Origin of the sequence: Gimesia alba, from assembly GCF_007744675.1 — a bacterium.
Taxonomy (GTDB): domain Bacteria; phylum Planctomycetota; class Planctomycetia; order Planctomycetales; family Planctomycetaceae; genus Gimesia; species Gimesia alba.
The window spans coordinates 3,594,110-3,609,230 of the sequence record NZ_CP036269.1; the positions used below are offsets into that span (position 1 = coordinate 3,594,110).

The 15,121-nt window shown below is 49.0% G+C and carries 15 protein-coding genes and 1 tRNA gene; 13 read left to right on the top strand and 3 right to left on the bottom strand.

Annotated features, from left to right (window positions below):
- Positions 1-80 precede the first annotated feature (80 nt).
- The 4 genes from Pan241w_RS29735 to Pan241w_RS13470 all read left to right on the top strand — a co-directional run bounded on the left by Pan241w_RS29735 (position 81) and on the right by Pan241w_RS13470 (position 5,324).
- Positions 81-239: a hypothetical protein gene (locus tag Pan241w_RS29735; RefSeq protein WP_232107447.1), complete on the top strand. Its 159-nt coding sequence runs from the start codon at positions 81-83 to the stop codon at positions 237-239.
- 802 nt (positions 240-1,041) lie between these two features.
- Entirely contained in the window at positions 1,042-1,788 is a 747-nt protein-coding gene (locus Pan241w_RS13460) for a metallophosphoesterase family protein (protein WP_145216453.1), read from the top strand.
- Between the two features lie 2 nt (positions 1,789-1,790).
- Complete coding sequence (locus Pan241w_RS13465; protein ID WP_145216455.1) at positions 1,791-3,917, top strand: YidC/Oxa1 family insertase periplasmic-domain containing protein; 2,127 nt, start codon at positions 1,791-1,793, stop codon at positions 3,915-3,917.
- A 24-nt stretch (positions 3,918-3,941) separates the two neighbouring features.
- Positions 3,942-5,324: a tRNA modification GTPase gene (locus Pan241w_RS13470; RefSeq protein WP_145216458.1), complete on the top strand. Its 1,383-nt coding sequence runs from the start codon at positions 3,942-3,944 to the stop codon at positions 5,322-5,324.
- 9 nt (positions 5,325-5,333) lie between these two features.
- Here the strand turns inward: Pan241w_RS13470 and Pan241w_RS13475 are convergent, their stop codons facing one another.
- Positions 5,334-6,947 carry an SLC13 family permease gene (locus Pan241w_RS13475; RefSeq protein WP_145216460.1) on the bottom strand — a complete coding sequence of 538 codons (1,614 nt, stop codon included), beginning with the start codon at positions 6,945-6,947 and terminating at the stop codon, positions 5,334-5,336.
- Between the two features lie 91 nt (positions 6,948-7,038).
- Positions 7,039-7,509, bottom strand: coding sequence for a universal stress protein (locus Pan241w_RS13480; protein WP_145216463.1), 471 nt, complete (start codon positions 7,507-7,509; stop codon positions 7,039-7,041).
- Positions 7,510-7,787: 278 nt separating this feature from the next.
- Between Pan241w_RS13480 and Pan241w_RS13485 the strand changes: the two genes are divergently transcribed.
- The 6 genes from Pan241w_RS13485 to Pan241w_RS13510 all read left to right on the top strand — a co-directional run bounded on the left by Pan241w_RS13485 (position 7,788) and on the right by Pan241w_RS13510 (position 12,760).
- Complete coding sequence (locus Pan241w_RS13485; RefSeq protein WP_145216466.1) at positions 7,788-8,636, top strand: sugar phosphate isomerase/epimerase family protein; 849 nt, start codon at positions 7,788-7,790, stop codon at positions 8,634-8,636.
- 21 nt (positions 8,637-8,657) lie between these two features.
- Complete coding sequence (locus Pan241w_RS13490; protein ID WP_145216469.1) at positions 8,658-9,899, top strand: hypothetical protein; 1,242 nt, start codon at positions 8,658-8,660, stop codon at positions 9,897-9,899.
- 246 nt (positions 9,900-10,145) lie between these two features.
- Positions 10,146-11,507, top strand: coding sequence for an HD-GYP domain-containing protein (locus tag Pan241w_RS13495; protein ID WP_145216472.1), 1,362 nt, complete (start codon positions 10,146-10,148; stop codon positions 11,505-11,507).
- A gap of 225 nt (positions 11,508-11,732) precedes the next feature.
- Positions 11,733-11,805: transfer RNA gene (locus Pan241w_RS13500), tRNA-Phe, on the top strand.
- A gap of 290 nt (positions 11,806-12,095) precedes the next feature.
- Positions 12,096-12,311: a hypothetical protein gene (locus tag Pan241w_RS13505; RefSeq protein WP_145216475.1), complete on the top strand. Its 216-nt coding sequence runs from the start codon at positions 12,096-12,098 to the stop codon at positions 12,309-12,311.
- An 80-nt stretch (positions 12,312-12,391) separates the two neighbouring features.
- Positions 12,392-12,760: a VOC family protein gene (locus tag Pan241w_RS13510; protein WP_145216478.1), complete on the top strand. Its 369-nt coding sequence runs from the start codon at positions 12,392-12,394 to the stop codon at positions 12,758-12,760.
- Positions 12,761-12,838: 78 nt separating this feature from the next.
- Here the strand turns inward: Pan241w_RS13510 and Pan241w_RS13515 are convergent, their stop codons facing one another.
- Complete coding sequence (locus tag Pan241w_RS13515; protein WP_145216481.1) at positions 12,839-13,063, bottom strand: PF20097 family protein; 225 nt, start codon at positions 13,061-13,063, stop codon at positions 12,839-12,841.
- 315 nt (positions 13,064-13,378) lie between these two features.
- Between Pan241w_RS13515 and Pan241w_RS29405 the strand changes: the two genes are divergently transcribed.
- The 3 genes from Pan241w_RS29405 (at position 13,379) to Pan241w_RS13525 (ending at position 14,875) form a co-directional block, all read left to right on the top strand.
- On the top strand, positions 13,379-13,528 hold the full coding sequence (locus tag Pan241w_RS29405) for a hypothetical protein (RefSeq protein WP_198000511.1): 150 nt from the start codon (positions 13,379-13,381) through the stop codon (positions 13,526-13,528).
- A gap of 66 nt (positions 13,529-13,594) precedes the next feature.
- A complete protein-coding gene (locus tag Pan241w_RS13520; RefSeq protein WP_145216484.1) occupies positions 13,595-14,068 on the top strand; it encodes a hypothetical protein in 474 nt (157 codons plus the stop codon).
- 180 nt (positions 14,069-14,248) lie between these two features.
- Positions 14,249-14,875, top strand: coding sequence for a hypothetical protein (locus Pan241w_RS13525; RefSeq protein ID WP_145216487.1), 627 nt, complete (start codon positions 14,249-14,251; stop codon positions 14,873-14,875).
- The last annotated feature ends 246 nt before the right edge of the window (positions 14,876-15,121 follow it).

Consider the following 15,121-nt stretch of genomic DNA (forward strand, 5'->3'; position numbering starts at 1 on the left):
CGTACAGCTGTGTTGGTTGTGAATAATCAGTGTTGTGTCTCTTGGATTCACAATTATGAAATTGAAAATCGAATTTACTCATGACAAAATCAATCATTGATTTTGACAGAGTGCAGTGCTGGATGCGTTTTTTCCTCAATACAAATGAGGAAACCGATCCGCCGTTTCATGTCAGACAAGGTTGTTACCTGATCGGTAAACGCCCTCGCCCGTCAATCAAACTGGGAGGCAAACATTAATGAAGGGATATTGAAAACATAGGACACAAGTTTCAAACAGGCAACATGCGGATGACTGTGTCTGTTGTTTTTGAGAATCAGATGTTGTTGATTTCTGCGTGACGTGCTGCACAAAGAGGTAAAAAGGCCTCAGAATCCCGATCGAAACCGACTTCACAAACGGGTTCTGCCGATTTCAAGGGTTATGATGCCCTGATCACACGGCAGAGCATTGCTGAAAGATCGTCCCATTCCCTACAAAAGTCAGACGGTGTATGATCGCTATGAATGATAGCAGGTTTGCTGTTTTGCCAGGTTTTCCCATATTTGTCTCAATTGATTGCGTGTCAATGTGCAGATCCGATTCATTCAGGGAACGTGCTTTCAAGGCTCCCCAATTGCGTCTGTGCCCGGCAATTGGGAGACTTGCTCTGCTTTTACACTGAAATTCGCCTTTCCTAGCCAAGATTTACCAGCAGATAGCGAATGATAACTGTAAACAGAGCCTTGAGATGGTGCCCTTGTACTGCTACTATTGGGACTTTGGTAGAACATTTCCAGCCGATCTTGCAGGATTAGGCCGGTCATAGATCTCGGAAAAGCGATCGGATGGCTCAAAAGTCGCTGTACCTACGGGCGTATTTGATCCGAGGTAGAGAGAGAGTCTGATTCCCGGAATCAACTTATCGAGTGATATTCCCTTCGTTCAGGGTGTTTTGTTTACAGAAGATAGCCTCTCTTGTTCAGGCTCCTCATAGTGATTACGGCCGGTATTTGCCTGCTTAAAAGAAGGTTCCGGTAAAAAGAAAGTGGGAGTTGTCCGTTGTTAAGAGCGATCATTAGTGATATTCACGGTAATCTTGAGGCGCTGGAAGCGGTTCTGGCTGACATTGATCGCCGTGAAATCAGTGAGATTTATTGCCTGGGAGACATCATTGGCTATGGGCCTAACCCCAGGGAATGTATCGATCTCGTCCGAAAGCGTTGTAAGAAATCACTGCTGGGAAACCATGATCAGGCAGCCTTGTTCGATCCGGAAGGGTTTAACGCAGGCGCAGAACGGGCGATTTTCTGGACGCGACGCATGCTGGAGACAGGCGATGCGTCTAAAAATCAGGATCGCTGGGATTTTCTGGGGGAACTCCCCCGCATGATTCGCGAAGACAAGCTTCTGTTTGTGCATGGCTCTGCTCGAAACCCACTCAATGAATATGTCTTTCCGGAAGACATTTATAACCAGCGAAAAATGGAACGCATTTTCGGTCTGGTGGATCAATACTGTTTTCAAGGTCACACGCATATTCCCGGCGTCTTTACCGAGAGCATGAATTTCCTTTCACCAGAGGAAGTGGAAAATGTCTATCCGTTTGGCCCGGAAAAGTTTCTAGTGAATGTCGGTTCGGTCGGGCAACCGCGTGATGCGGACAATCGATCTTCTTATGTCATTATTGATGATGAAAAAGTGACCTTCTGCAGAGTCGAATACGATTTTACAGCTACCGCAGAAAAGATTTACGAAATTTCTGATTTAGATAACTTCTTGGGCGATCGTCTTCGAGATGGTCGATAACAATGGAACAAAAACGACTCTTACTCTTCGTCACTCTGTCTGCGACTGTTTTGTTTTTCTGGCAGTTGTTCGTCATGCCCGTCATTGCTCCTCCCAAACCTGCGCCACAGCAGGTCGCTCAAGAAGCGGAAGCCAAGGATGATGATGCGCCCCTGGTAGCGAAAAAACCGGATGAGCCCAAAGACGCAGAAATCAAACCGGTTGAGCAGCCTAAAGTAAAACAGGCCGATTTGCTCAAGAACCCGCACAAGAAAATTGTGCTGGGGTCACTCGACCCTGATACCGGCTACTTCATGCAGGCATCCATCTCCACGCAAGGGGCTGCGGTCATCGATGCCTTTCTCAACGATCCGTTGTATCGTGATCTGAAGAACCAGCAGCAGCCGTTGAAAGTCCTTGATGAATTTATCGGTGGCAAAGCCACCATCCGTTCTCTGGAAACCGAGATTCCCCAACTGGATCAGAAACTGGCGCCCCTGCTTACTGACACACGTCAGGTCGACTGGAAAGTCCTCGAAGAGATCAAGGACCCCCAGAACAAGGAAATCATCCAGGCGGTTCGTCTGGGGCTGACAGCTCCTGATGGAAGTACCGAAGTTCAAAAGACATTTTCGCTTAAAAAATATCCCAAACCAGACGATCAGGATTTTCGCGAGTTCCGAAATCAAGAACAGGCCGGATACCTGATTCACTTTGATATCAAGGTGATCAATCATGGTGGGGAAAAACAGACACTCGATTACCATCTGCTCGGCCCCGTGGGAATTCCGCTGGAGAACGCCGACAACACGCGGAAGTTTCGCGATGTGCGTATCGGCTTTCTGCAAAATGATCTCGCCGTGGATACCGAGACGTTGTACGCAGCGGATATCATTGAAGAAGTGCAGGCGAAGAACGTCGAAAAATTTACACGCGCCTTTCAGTTTGCGGGTGTGGACGTTCAATATTTTGCTGCCCTGTTAACACCGGATGGAAAAAATTACGAGCCAAAGCTGGTGAACGGAGAAATGCGTTCGAACTATTCTGCCAGTATTGAGCCCGTCCTCATTCAGCAGGATCTCAAAAACGAATCACAGAGCCGCACGACGATTCAGGTCAATTCCAATGAGATCGAGCTGGAGCCCGGCAAAGATGCGCAGCATGGTTACGCCTTGTATGCCGGCCCCAAGCGGGAATCGTTACTTGGTCCCCCATTGAAAGCGACCGAGATCATGGATTTCGGCTTTTTCGGACCCGTCGCCAAGCTGATGCTGTGGCTGTTGAATACATTGCACGGAATCGGTTTGTCTTATGGCCTGGCCATTATTGGTCTGACAATTATGGTGCGAGGCAGCCTGTATCCGCTATCGCGCAAGCAGGCCGTTGGTGCCCAAAAGATGAAAGAGTTGCAGCCGCAGATCGCTGAACTCAAAAAGAAATACGGAGATGATCGCGAAAAGCTCGGCCGGGCGCAAATGGAGTTGTTCAGCAAAAACAACTACAACCCCTTGGCCGGATGCCTGCCGATCTTTCTGCAGCTTCCGATTTTCTTCGGATTGTATACGGCTTTGAATAACGCGGTTCAACTTCGGGGAACTCCCTTCTTGTGGGTTGATAACCTGGCAGCGCCAGATGCTCTCTTTAAGCTGCCTTTCTCTCTGCCCTTCCTGGGAGATAATTTCAATTTACTGCCATTGGTGACAGTAGGCTTGTTTGTCGTACAGCAGAAACTATTCATGCCGCCCCCAACTGACAAAGACCAGGAACTGCAGCATAAAATCATGAACTACATGATGATCGCGATGGGTTTCATGTTCTATCGTGTGCCCGCTGGTCTCTGTGTTTACTTCATCGCTTCCAGCCTCTGGGGGATCTGCGAACGGAAACTGCTGGACTTTCAGTCAAAACGCGCTCCGAAAGCAAGTGAGACAACCGACTCGAAGACGATTGAAATAAAAGCAGAATCGAAAAAAACAAAGAACAAAAAAGAGAGTTCTGAAGAACAAACACCAGCGAAAAAAGGTTGGTTTGCCCGTTTGCAGGAAATTGCTGATCAGGCACAGGCGCAGGCAGCGCTTAATGAAAAGAAGCAGCAGCAAAACGGTCGCGGCGACAAAGGCACGGGGAAGAAGCCTAAGAAACGTCGGTAACGATCGTTTCCTGAGAGGCTCAGCATGAATTTGCAGTTTGACGACACAATTGTGGCACTAGCATCAGCCCCCGGTGGAGGCGCGGCCGGCATGATTCGTATTAGCGGTACTGATATCGTTCCTTGTCTGTTGGCCTGCTTTCAGTCCGAGGAAGCCTGGCAGAAGTCCAGCCGTTCGGAACGTCACCCGGGACAATTACGCCTGGCAGGATCAACGCAGTCTCTTCCGGGCGCTCTTTACTATTGGCCGACGTCACGCAGTTTTACCGGTCAGCCGCTGGCAGAATTTCATACCATCAGTGCGCCTCCCCTGCTTGAAGCGGCGATTGAAAATTTAGCCGCCCAGGGAGCCCGCATGGCCCGGCCGGGGGAATTCACTCTGCGGGCGTTTCTTGCAGGGCGCGTGGACCTGATGCAGGCGGAAGCCGTGCTCGGAGTGATTGATGCGCACGATCATGCCGAACTCAATCTGGCGCTCAGCCAACTCGCGGGTGGTGTTTCAACGCGCATCGGAGCAGCCCGCGTGGATTTGTTGGAGTTACTTTCCGAACTGGAAGCGGGGCTGGATTTCGTCGAAGAAGACATCGAATTTATTAGTCGCGAAACACTCGTGTCCCGCCTGCAACAGATTCGCATTTTTTGCGAACGGCTTTACGAGGATTCTTCGACACGAATGGAATCGACGGGTAGTCTGTCACTCGTTCTGGCGGGCCTGCCGAATGCGGGCAAGAGTACGTTATATAATGCACTCGTGGGAGACGCGCAGGCGGCTCTGGTTTCGGATGTCGAGGGGACCACACGCGATTATCTGGCGACCACTTTAAACTGGCACGGACAGCCGATTCAATTAATTGATACGGCCGGGATGGAATCGGGGGAGCATGAAATCTCTATCAGTGCGCAACAGTTTCGAGCACAACAGGTGGCCCAGGCCGATCTAGTTGTCTGGTGCACAGCCGCGGATCTGAAACCGGAGTGGGAAGACATCGATCGTCTGCAGCGGAATCAGATTTCGGAATCACAACATCTGCTGCACATTATGACGAAAAGCGACCTAGCCCCTGCGCGGTCAGCAAACCAGCTGTATCGAGACTGTGAGGTTGAGCTGTCGGTTGCCACGGGAGCAGGACTTGACGATCTGAAGACGCTGGTTTTATCGCGACTGGCGGAATACCGGCGTGGAAGTAAACTGCTGATCGGTTCCACCGCTTCCCGCTGTCGGGAAAGCCTGCGCGCCGCCGGACTCTCTCTACACGCGGCAGAAGAAGCGGCCTCATTACGACTGGGAGAAGAACTGGTCGCGATTGAAATTCGCGAAGCGCTGCAGCATCTGGGACAGATAGTCGGCCAGGTTTATACCGATGACATTCTGGACCGCATCTTCAGTAAATTCTGCATCGGCAAATAAGCACTCTCATCAGGGTTTGTTCTGATGAATCCATTCGGGAACGGTTCCGAATTCAATTCCGAGTTGCGGAATGAAGTAGAAGAACATGAATGCCGTCAGCAGGAAGACGCCAATCAGGTTCAGAATGATCCCGTACTTCAGCATGTCGGACATTTTAATTTGCCCCGACGCAAACACGATGGCATTCGGCGGTGTCGCAATGGGCATCGTAAACGCACAGCTGGCAGAGATTGCCGCCGGAATCATGATCAGTCGTGGGTCGATTTCCAGACTGACCGCTGTCGCCGCCAGAATGGGGAGCACGGTATTCACGGTCGCGATATTCGATGTAAATTCGGTCAGGAACGTCAACATCAGACAGGCAGCAAAGACCAGAGCCCAGGGCGGCCAGTCTGCGATGACCTGTGAGAAAACATGACCGACCCAGCCCGATAAATCCGTAGTGCGAAAAGCCCCCGCAATCGCGAAGCCGCCTCCAATCAGTAAGAGTACGCCCCAGGGAAGCCGTTCGGCCGTTTCCCAGTCCATCAAATATTCGGTCGTCCCCTGCTCTGTTTTTTGTGCGGGAATCGCGAACATTAAAATCGCCATGCCCATCGCGACTGTCGAATCATGGACCCAGCCCGAGGCCCTTTCGGCCGAGATGCCCCATTTGGTCAGAAAGTGAATCGGGAATTGTTCCCAGCCGGCCAGTAATTCAAATTCGCCAAAGATGAGCGGCTTCCGCGTTACCCATAAAATGGCGGTCGTCACGAAAATGAGTAACATCAGAATTTCAGGGCGCGAAGCACGCCCCAATTTCTGGATGTGATCGTTGATAATGGCCTGGGATGATTCTTTGGAATTCGACAGGCGTGGCATATTCCAGCAAAGCACCACCCAGGTGATGAGTAAAAAGGTGATGCCAAACGGAACCACCATCACCATCCATTCGCCCGCAGATAATTGAGGGCCTTGCGGGAATTGAGAAAGCCAGATTTGTTGAAAGGCGATATTGGTGGGGGTCCCAATTAACGTGGTCACACCACCAATACTGGCGGAATAGGCGATACCCAGCAGGAGTGCCACCGAAAAATGGCGGATGCCTTCCGAGGAATCTTCGGGAGACTCGAGTTGGGTGAGTTCTGAAATCGATCCTATAATGGCCATGCCGATCGGCAGCATCAGTAAGGTCGATGCAGTATTACTGATCCACATGGAAAGGAAGCCGGTGGCGAACAGGAAGCCTAAGACAACCCGCCGGGGACTGGAGCCGATGACTTTAATCGTATGCAGGGCAATCCGTCGATGCACGCCCCACTTTTCGATCCCCAGGGCAATCATAAAGCCGCCCATATACAGAAAGATATTCTGATTGATATAGGACTGGCTGACCGTTTTGGGATCCTGGATTCCGAAAATCGGAAACAGCGCGAGGGGAATCAGACTCGTGACCGCGATGGGCAGTGCCTGCGTCATCCACAGAATCGCCATGAGCGCGGTGACCGCGGCCAGCCGTTGTGCCGACGCAGTCATATCCGACGGCGTCGGCAAATTCAGGATCACCAGGAAGGCAATGATGCTGAACAGCTTCCCATAAAAGGGAATGCGGCTTTCTGCAGAATGTGATGAGTCGCCAATCACGAAAAGGAAATTCCTGATTTACAAAATGAGTGTCTCATTCAAAATGCAAAGTAAAGAATGAGCGATGAACGAGAACCGAATCGAGAATTTCTTATTCCGCTGATTCCGGGTGAATGAACTGGTGCCCTTTCGGTCGAACGGTTAACACCGGGCAAGATGCCTTGCGGACAACTTTTTCTGCCACACTGCCGAGCAGTAAATGGGCGGCTAAGGAACGACCGTGTGTACCCACGATAATCAGATCGACTTCTTCCCGCTTGGAAAATTTCAGAATATCGACAAACGGATTGCCATGAACCCAGTGGGTTTCAATATCCAGGTCGCCTTTGTCTTCATCAAGTATCCAGTTATCGAGTCGGGTTTTGGCAAATTCCTCAAAGTCTTCTTTGGGAGGCAATGCATAGCTTTCGAACATCGGCATATAAACGACCGGGTCTTCGATCACGTTCAGCAGATAGAGCTTGGCATTGAACTTTTTGGCGAGTTCCACAGCATACTGGGTTGCCTCTTGTGCTGGTTCACTAAAGTCGGTTGGTAACAGGATTTTTTTGATTTCGATCATGGTGTCTTCCCTTTCACGTTCAAGGCCGTCTGCAATTGCGATCTTCGCAGGAAGAGTCCATTATAAGAGGAGTTGGGCGGGAAACAATAGATGGGGCAAGTTGCATTAACACATTCAGTTATGTGTTTCTTTATTTTGTAAAGAAATCGAGGCCCTCGTTTGTGAAACACAGGAAATCTCCTTATGATAAATGTCGTCCCTGTCAGGAAATGGGACATCAGTCTTGAAATCCGATCACCTTGAAAATCATAAACGAACACTTTGTGGAGGCAGGAAAAATGGAAAAGTGGCCCATTGGCGTATTTGCTTCAGTAGACGCAGGTCTGGGAGTGCATTTTGATGTCGTTCAGGAATTAGGAATTCCGACGATTCAGATTCATGCGCCTCATAAGCAAACCCGAACTCCCGAAGTCGCTAAAGAATTTCTGGACCGTTGTAACGCCGCGGGAATTACCATTACCTGTGTCTTTGGTGGTTTTGATGGAGAAAGCTACGCTGATATTCCGACCACAAAGAAGACCGTTGGTCTGGTGCCTGCAGAAACCCGTGCCGCACGTGTTGAAGAAATGAAAGAAATCTCCGATTTCGCCAAACTGCTGGGCGTGGATACCGTTGCCCTGCATATCGGATTCGTCACGGAAGATCGTGATTCAGACGATTATAAGGAACTGGTCAAAGTCACTCAGGATCTGCTCGATCACGTCAAAGTGAATGGCCAGCAGCTGAATCTGGAAACCGGACAGGAATCAGCCGATCACCTGCTCGATTTTATCAGTGATGTCGGACGTGATAACCTCAAGATTAACTTTGATCCTGCCAATATGATTCTATATGGTACGGGCGATCCCATTGCCGCCTTAAAGCGTGTTGGTCATCTGGTGGCGAGCGTACATTGCAAAGATGCGACCTGGGCCGCAGAAGGCAAACGAGGCATCGAGTGGGGCGCAGAAGTTCCCCTGGGTGAAGGTGATGTCGGCATGGGAACCTACTTGCAAACTCTTGATGACATTGGTTATACCGGCCCATTGACGATTGAACGCGAAATTCCCGAAGACCGAGAACAGCAGAAAGCCGATATCGGAAAAGCTGTTTCGCTTTTAAATGAACTGAAAAATCGGATCGGTTAAACCCGGTTTCGGAGACCGTCTGTGAAAAATGTGATCGAAGACGTTGCCTGTGCCAGTTGTTGTTGCGTTTGCGATGAGATCCAGGTGACAACCGACGGACAACAGATTACCGAAGTACAAACCCCCTGCCTTCAAGGGCAGGCGTGGTTTGATCGGTCTTCGCAGTCTGAGCATCTGGAACCTTCTGTCAAGGGGGTGGCAGTTTCACATTTGGAAGCGATTCAGCGGGCCGCCGAACTGATTCAACAGGCACAATCTCCCCTGATCTATGGAATGTATCAGTCTGCCACGGATTCCCAACGGGCTGCCATTAGTCTCGCTGATCAGATCGGTGCGACCATCGATACGGGCGCTGCCTCCGCGACTCGGGCACTCCAGCAGGTTGGCGAAGCGTCGTGTACGCTAGGAGAAGTTCGTAGTCGTGCCGATTTAATCATTTATTGGGGCGCAGATGCGTTTCGGGGGACTGAGTGTCACAGAAACAGTTTGAATCGACGCGCAGCTGATTTACCTCGAAAGATCGTGACGATTAGCGGAGAGGAAACTGACTTTGGCGACAACGTCGATCAATCGATTTCATTAGAGCCTGGAAATGAGCTCGAACTGATCTGGAGTCTGAGAGCACTCCTGAAAGACATTGATCTGGAAGAGAACCAATCTGCGGGGCTTTCCACTTCTGATCTGCAAAGTCTGGTGAGTCTGATTCGTCAGAGTCAATATATCGTCATCTTTTTTGGCCCAGAGTTTAAACGAGGACCGTTCGCACATCGGAACATCGAAGCCCTGTCTCTGCTGGTACGGGAAATCCAGGCAGAACGTCGTTGTCATACTCTGAATGTCCCCGGAGTCGGCGAGACCAGAGGCGCTGAAACAGTGTTGGCCTGGCAGACCGGATACGCCGCAAGTGTGAATTTTGCAGCAGGCTACCCCCGCTATTCGCCTCGCGAGTATTCTGCGAATCAATTGCTGGAACAGACTGAAACCGACCTTTGTATTCTGGTCGGAGCACAGCCACTCTCCGGCTTATCCGAGTTGGCACTCGAACGTCTGTCAGAGACTCCCCTGATTTTGACCGGCCCTGTTGCTTTCGAACAATTCAAAACGGAAGTCTTTCTTCCCACGGGTGTTTCGGGCATCCATTTTCCAGGAGTGGTTTACCGCCTGGATGGGACTCCGATTCCTTTACGTGGCTATTTGCCCACAGGTTTGCCCAGCGAAGCGGATGTGCTCTCTGAGATCCGCGCGCTATTGAAACGGACTTAGTATCTAAAGCAACAGTCATTCCCCTCCTATCGAGATTCACTGATCCTCTTAATCGGAATGATCGTCAAAATTGTTGTTGATATTTCGCATCGGATATCCCTCCATAGCTGGGTTTGAAGGTTTTTTAACCTAGGTTTATGGTGAGCTTTACCCCTTGGGAGCCAAAAGTCGTGTTCCCGTTCATCAAAGGCGTTGCCTGCATTTCTTTTAGAGTAAGAAGAAACGGGCACGTTTCAGGTTGTGAGAATGACAACAGAAATTAAAGAACAATTAGAGCAGACTGACGAATCTCAAGATGCGAATCAGGATACCGTTTCGATTCGCGTCGAGGATCTGATCGTTGGCCGTAAAATCAATAATCCCATCTATGATAATAACGGTGTATTATTGCTGGCTGCCGGTTCGGTCGTTAATTCGCGTTTTAAACAGCTGTTGCGCGATCGAAATATGCCAGATGTCAACATCCATAATCAGGATGCGGCTGCCGTCAGTCTGAGTGCTGCTTTTTCGGGTGATGAGGATCTGGAATCCGGACAGGGACTCTTTGCGACTGAGCTGACAGAGAAACTGGATAAGCTCATCGAATCGGGGTCGATGTTTGTGGCCAATACCGGGCCTGCCATGCGGGACTCGATGGTGGTTCATGGTTGTAAAGGTTATGACCAGGAGCACCGGGAAAAGCTGTTTGAGCAACAACAGGAGTTCGGCGAATCTCTGGATGGGATGATGCGCGGGGCACTCAAAGGTGAAGTTCCCAAAGGATCTGATATCGCAGGGATGGCAGCCAGTTATTTGACTCAATTGACTGCGGACGCTGACAATGTCATATCGGCAGCAGCAGAAGCAGGTAAAGATGAAACCCTGTCGCAACACTGTTTGCAGATGTCGCTGTTGGGAATGGCCATTGGTGCAGAATTAAATTTAGATGAATCCAACGTCCGAAATATCGGACTTTGTGGACTCGTGCATGATTGGGGCATGGTTCGCGTACAAGATAAAATTGGCAAATGGCGCCGTAAGCTGAATCCCGTTGAACGCATGGAAATGCAGAAACATCCCATTTTCTCTCTGGAAATGCTGGAAGATGTCGCGGGCATTCCCAGTGTGGTTCCTGTCGTCTGCTATCAGGTGCATGAACAACCAAACGGAAAAGGTTATCCGCGAAACCGTACACAAAATATGATTCATATGTTCGCGCGGATTCTGAACGTCGCACATTGTTATGTCTCTTTGACGACGTCTCGGGAAGACCGCCCTGCTCTGATGCCTTATGCGGCGATGGAATATCTGTTAAGACAGACGAACGACAAATCCATCGATTCCGCAGCGATGCGGGCTCTGCTCAATTTGCTGTCACTCTTTCCTGTGGGAAGTTTCGTGACCTTAACCGATGGCAGTGCTGCACGCGTGATTCGGAGGAATGAGAACCTTTATACGAGCCCGATTGTGCAGATCATTCAGACCGCAGAAGGCGAGCGAGCCGATCCCATGAATCCGGAGAATATTCTGGATCTGAACAAGAGCCATCATGAGATCGATCAGGCTCTGCCGACGCCCGGTAAAGATGAGATTGATCTTTCGTCTGAACTGTTTGACGGTCAGATTTAAGTGAATCTGATCGTTACAATGCGTAGATTCCTCGCGGTCCAAACCCTCTCTGAGCCTGTATTTAAGGTGGAATGGAACCAGAATCAGGAAAACTGACGAATCCTGTCGAGGAATGGCCGGTTTTGCTTGAAACTGAACGGGGAATGGCTTATATTTCCATCTCGCTTCCATTAAGCGACGATTTCACAGGGAGTTAACGCTCCTGAAGCCGTAGCCGGAAACGAAGGGCATGTAGCTCAGTTGGTAGAGCACAGGACTGAAAATCCTGGTGTCGGCGGTTCGATCCCGCCCGTGCCCACTCTAGTCTTAAATTGCAGGCATTTTTAAGGCTCTCTCCAGACTCACTAGTCCTGGTATCAAATACATCAAAAACGAGCAGGAATCGAATTCACGGTTCTTGCTCGTTTTTTTGTGCGCCCTGCTCTGCAACGAACTCATCCCAATTGGACAGCTTAAGCGTCTTTGTTGAATTGTGGTATACTCTCGATCACAATAGATTTGACCTGATCACAACGGGTGTAGGGCAAGCAGGTCATTATGCGGCGCTACATTCTGACTTTAATCAATCTAGCAAAAGGAGATCTTTTCATGCCCGGCCTCTTTGAACTGCTCATCATCGGGATTCTTGTAGTGGGACTTGCGATATTTCCGTTTTGGATGATCTGTTCCAAGGCGGGCTTCCCTGGCTGGATCAGCCTCGCCGTCCTATTCCCGGTCCTGAATATTGTCCTCTTGTTTTTCCTCGCATTTGCAGAATGGCCTGCGCTCCGCAACGGGCCTCAGCAGGATCAAACAGAATTATGAATCGTTCCTCTGTTAGCGTTGGGCCGACGGACGGACTATCTGAAAATTCTAACTCTTAAATCCGTACCAGGAAATAATCAATGAATGATCTGGAAACCGTCGAACTGAAAGCGTTCGTTCCCGCAAAAGACTTTGCGCTGTCGAAACAGTTTTACGAAGACCTCGGCTTCACGATTCCCTGGTCCTCCGATGAACTGGCTTATCTCTATCACGGGAACTGCACGTTCCTGTTACAAAATTTTTACGAGAAACAGCACGCTGAAAACTTCATGATGCATCTCTCGGTAACCAGTGTCGATGCCTGGTGGGCTCACGTCCAGAACCAAAAAATCGCCGAAAAGTACAACGTGCCGATCTCCCCACCCGAACAGCGCCCCTGGAACATGCGCGACTTCATCCTGACCGACCCCTCTGGCGTCCTCTGGCGCATCTCAGAAAACACGGACTGAATGTGCTGAAAACGGTAAATACCGGGTGATTATGATCAATGAACTTGATTGAGTACCTTCTTTTATTCTTCGTGAGAACTAAACTTGCTCAGTGGCATAGGTCTCGACCAGCCCGCACGATGGACAGCGGTAAACGGCTAGTTCATATTGTTCGCCTGTAATCTCAACTGCCGGGGGAAAGGCGGTAATCTTAATGGTGGGAAGCTCGTCCCCTTTCACCCAGGCTGCTTTTCTCGCTCCGCCGTAAGATGAGTCAAGCAGATAACCCTTTTCCATTTCCGCATTACATTTGGGGCAATTCATATCATCGATTTCCTTTATCTTGGGGAAACGAAGAGTCCAGATAGCACCAGACTATGTGACTTCAGTTTAAACGACTCTTTTTTCACAATCCAGAATATTATTTCGATTCAAAAAAGAGGGACGCTGCAACTTGTATCAGACCTGCCTGAAATGCGAACCAATTCAACAGTGCCGGGTAATAGAAATTCCAAAGTCATTTTTTACGGGCTGACTTCGTAACAACACCAAATATTCGTCTTTCAGACATTAGTTTGCGAAGGTCTACTCCGCGTTGCCATTCGCGTCGTCTCTGTCCGAAAAGAAGCTTTGAGCAAAATGGTTCATGATCGCGAATACGGTCAGCGGGAGGCGGCTCGTGAAGGGTATCCGCATCTGACCGGTGCAGAATTTGTGAATTGCTTTTGCAAGAAATACAAAGTGATCCCGGCGACTCCGGTGACGCGGATTGAATTTACTTATGTTTGAATGACCTGGTAAGGGTTGTTACCCGGTCATTATTTTAAAGAACGTTACTGAAAGGAAGATGGGAAAGTGGCTCATTATGCAAGTCAGACAATGGTTCCAGTTGAGCGATCAAGAGCTGAGATTATGGGAGTGCTCGATCGCTATGGTTGTGATGGAATTTCAACACACCAAACCCAAGCAGCCTGGGGAATTGAATTTTATGTTCACAATCGAAAAGTTCGTTTTGCTGTCGAGCATCCGGATAAATCAAATCGGAAATATTCAGAGACTCCCAGTGGCCGACGCAAGCGAAACACTCAGTCAAAGAACAAAGCCTGGGAACAGGATCTCCGCCAGATCTACCGTGCTCTCTGCCTGATCATCAAAGCAAAATTAGAATACGTCGAGTCCGGTCACGCGATTTTCGAACGTGAATTTATGGCGAACATTGTTGATCCGGTGACTGGCAAAACTATGGGCGAAGTCGTTCAGCCATTGATTGCAGATCGGTACGAGGGCATTGATAACCACCCTGCTCTATTCTTACCAGGGCCGACATAATGACCGGGTAATGTAAATTACCAGGACACTTTGCGTTTTGGAGATCAATAAAAAATGATCGGACAAAGGCATTTACTTGGACTCTATTGAGGTTTTTACAATAAAATTGATTTCCCGGTCGGAATAGCTTAGCATGAATTTAGAATTATTTTACGAGTAATCTATATGTAGAGGTGAAAAATGAAAAAATTTCTTCCTAATAGTGACTCATCTAATAGTTGTACTTCAACAGCGGACATTCCGGATGAAGAACAGGTTCCTGTTTTCATTTATTTGGAAAACCCACGTGGCGACGAAATTGAACGTGTCGAATTGTTAGTTCACGCTCTATGCGAACGTCTTGGACTTGATTTGGTCATAGAGCACCCACCTGAAATTGGTTCATGGATTCGCAAGTTATTGTTTCGTACAAAGCAAACAGCAACCAGCGACCTTGTGTTAGCAAAGCTCCAAAAGCTTGAACGCGCTGTCGAACTCCAATACTTGGATAAACCTCAAGCCACGGTTGATGAAGCTCACCTACGGCATATTGCAGAAATACTAGCTGCAACAACTGAAGATAACGTAGTTCTTCAAATTGGAATGTTGATTTTAGTCACATGGCATGACTCGCAAGATAGAAGGCACGTATTGATCAAAACATTGACGTCTGCGCAGATTTCGGTGTTGAAGCAACACAATTATTTATACACTGATGCCGAAACGATGTTTCAATTTCTGTCCTATCTTGATTCCGACAAGGACGGATCTGGAGGAGCGATCAGCCCACCAAAACCAAAGCAACCTCTGGGACCAAGCGCTGAGTAATAGAATCACAAGAATTATGTGTTGCACATGGACTCTAAAGTTTATGACCGGGTAAATGATGTTACCCGGTCACTTTTCTTTTGTAGGATCGCTGTGATATGACTGGGTAACGGTGTTTACCCGGACATTGTGTCCGTTTTTTGTTATGTGACTTGATTGACCAATGGGTTTGTTTTTGTTCACATGGTTGTGATGTGTGAACAATTATTTGGCCTTGTAGTTGAGCGTTTATTGCATCCGCATCCG

What these genes read in the sequence shown, in the direction of transcription:
- Pan241w_RS29405 (WP_198000511.1), top strand. Translation starts at nt 13,379, where the DNA reads ATGGTTCATGATCGCGAATACGGTCAGCGGGAGGCGGCTCGTGAAGGG.
- Pan241w_RS13525 (WP_145216487.1), top strand. Translation starts at nt 14,249, where the DNA reads ATGAAAAAATTTCTTCCTAATAGTGACTCATCTAATAGTTGTACTTCA.
- Pan241w_RS13465 (WP_145216455.1), top strand. Translation starts at nt 1,791, where the DNA reads ATGGAACAAAAACGACTCTTACTCTTCGTCACTCTGTCTGCGACTGTT.
- Pan241w_RS13505 (WP_145216475.1), top strand. Translation starts at nt 12,096, where the DNA reads ATGCCCGGCCTCTTTGAACTGCTCATCATCGGGATTCTTGTAGTGGGA.
- Pan241w_RS29735 (WP_232107447.1), top strand. Translation starts at nt 81, where the DNA reads ATGACAAAATCAATCATTGATTTTGACAGAGTGCAGTGCTGGATGCGT.
- Pan241w_RS13485 (WP_145216466.1), top strand. Translation starts at nt 7,788, where the DNA reads ATGGAAAAGTGGCCCATTGGCGTATTTGCTTCAGTAGACGCAGGTCTG.
- Pan241w_RS13515 (WP_145216481.1), bottom strand. Translation starts at nt 13,063, where the DNA reads ATGAATTGCCCCAAATGTAATGCGGAAATGGAAAAGGGTTATCTGCTT.
- Pan241w_RS13480 (WP_145216463.1), bottom strand. Translation starts at nt 7,509, where the DNA reads ATGATCGAAATCAAAAAAATCCTGTTACCAACCGACTTTAGTGAACCA.
- Pan241w_RS13495 (WP_145216472.1), top strand. Translation starts at nt 10,146, where the DNA reads ATGACAACAGAAATTAAAGAACAATTAGAGCAGACTGACGAATCTCAA.
- Pan241w_RS13470 (WP_145216458.1), top strand. Translation starts at nt 3,942, where the DNA reads ATGAATTTGCAGTTTGACGACACAATTGTGGCACTAGCATCAGCCCCC.
- Pan241w_RS13510 (WP_145216478.1), top strand. Translation starts at nt 12,392, where the DNA reads ATGAATGATCTGGAAACCGTCGAACTGAAAGCGTTCGTTCCCGCAAAA.